Origin of the sequence: Pseudomonas gessardii (assembly GCF_001983165.1) — a bacterium.
GTDB classification, from domain to species: Bacteria; Pseudomonadota; Gammaproteobacteria; order Pseudomonadales; family Pseudomonadaceae; genus Aquipseudomonas; species Aquipseudomonas gessardii.
Genome location: NZ_MNPU01000115.1, coordinates 1 through 2,077, shown reverse-complemented (window position 1 = coordinate 2,077; position 2,077 = coordinate 1). Strand labels below are relative to the sequence as shown.

Here is a 2,077-nt window from a genome sequence, read left to right as displayed (position 1 = left end):
GTAAGCGCTTCGATTTCAAATGTCCTATCGAAGTCATGAGCGAAGTGATGCAGAAAGCCTTGGCTATGCAATATGATGCTCCTGCGTCAATTCAATAACCGTGTTGCACTCAGCTCCTGCAACCGCCTGATTTAATGTTCTCCAGAAATATTGGCAATCACAATCCCTGCTTAAAACGGCAGGGTTTTTTTTGCCTTGGATTTTATACTGACGGATAACAACGCCACTCAAAATCAGACGTGAAAACGACTTGAAAAAGCGTCATTCCAATTTTTACCCGGTTTATCGTTTCTTGATAGAACATGGAACGAGAAGCTGCATATGCAAAACGTAGATTTGGAGTTTCACGATTACGCTCAACTGTTTCCGCTAATTGTTGGTGATGAGTACCAGGCCTTGCTTGATGACATCGATGCTAACGGGCAGCGCGAGCCGATCGTTCTTTACGAAGGGAAGATCCTTGATGGCCGTAATCGCTATCGAGTTTGCAAGGATCTGCTGATCGAACCCATGAGAGAGGAGTTCACGGGAGATGATGCCCTGGGTTACGTCCTCTCCCTCAACCTGTATCGCCGGCAGCTCACTATTGCACAGCGTGCACTGATTGCTGCCGAGCTTTCCTCCCTACGCGGGAGTAGTGCCATAACGGTTGATCTTGAGAAAGCTGCGGGGCAAGAGTTGGAAGCGGCTAAAATGGCTATTGAGCAGGCAGCTAAAGTGTTAGGTATCAGTCCTCGCTCGGTATCCTCAGCTTGTAAAGTTGTCCGGAACGGCACCCAAGAGTTACTGGATGCAGTGAAGGCCGGCGAAGTCAGCGTCTCTGCGGCTGAGCAGGTGGCCAAGCTGCAGAAAGAAACACAGCAAGAGTTATGTAGCCGCGGGCCCAGGGCGATTCGTAAAGCAGCTAAAGATATGAGGGAAGAGGGCAGGGCAACAACTGGTTCCCCCAAGAAGGTAGTCCCGCCAACAGATAAATCGGGTTCCTTGCCTCCTCCAGTACCACTTGAAGTCGAGGACGATGCAGAGCCTCCTGACACTCCTCGTAACCTGGTAGCAGCTAGAGAACAAGAGTCGGAGGCTTTTTATACATTGGAAAGAAAACCTGCAGCTCAATTGCTTTTCGAAATGGCTGATGCCGGCATGCATTTTGGGCGAGAGGCAGAGGGTGTTGCTGACGACATCATGAATGAGGTTGAAGAAGGGCTAGATCTTCAATTCTTGGCCTTTGTAGTAGATATAGCGAAAAGACTTGAACCCCGGGTTAAGGTCAAAATGCAATCCAAATACGCTGAGGAACCATGAAGGTTGGGATTTTCTGGCCAGGTGTTTTGATAGATCAAAGCCCGCACTGAAAGGAATACCCAGATGCAAACGTCCCAGGACGATACCGTTATGGATTTTGGCCCTAACCTCTTTGGGGTGGATAGCAACACCGCGTCAGGATTTGTCGTCGATGATGCAAACACTACAAACGAGGTGCCAGGTAGCGACGTGCGCTCTCTTCAGAAGCAGGTGCAGAGCTTTGAGCATATCCCGGGACAGACTCCCGATCACCAGGCAGATGCTGACAATGTTCCATCCAAAAATCATGATGTCCCTGGAGGGAAAGCTGACCAGGCAGCTGCACAAACAAGCCCAGGGAAATTAGAGGTAGGTCCTAAAGCCTTGGCCAGTGCGAAAGCAGTCGTAAAGTTTCTCGGCAGCATCACCGGTTTCGACGAGCAAAGCGACAGGCAACGTAGCGTTGTCCGTGACTTGATGTCAAAGCACACCCAGGCAATGGAATTTAAACTTCAGGGACAAAAAGCACCGGAGGGTGAGGATTTCGACTCCATAGCAAAGCAACTTCGTCGAGAAAATAATCGCTTGGACACCCTGCTTGAAGGTAAGGAAATACTCTTCGGTAAGGCGCGAAAAGCCGCCGAAACCGCGATCGAGAATATGCAGAGCTGCGGATTCCATGATCATCCGGACACCCATTCCACCGACATCCGGACACTAATTCCACAAGCATCCGGACACCGATTCCACGGCCATCCGGACACCTTCAGGCAGGCAGCAACGCAGGACTATTCAC

At 50.2% G+C, this 2,077-nt stretch carries 2 protein-coding genes; both read left to right on the top strand.

Features of this window, described 5'->3' with window-relative positions; translation table 11 throughout:
• Positions 1–321 precede the first annotated feature (321 nt).
• Positions 322–1,302, top strand: coding sequence for a ParB/RepB/Spo0J family partition protein (locus BLL38_RS29820; protein WP_076965369.1), 981 nt, complete (start codon positions 322–324; stop codon positions 1,300–1,302).
• 63 nt (positions 1,303–1,365) lie between these two features.
• Positions 1,366–2,077 (top strand): hypothetical protein (locus BLL38_RS29815; RefSeq protein WP_076965368.1); only part of this gene is annotated, 712 nt, incomplete at its 3' end.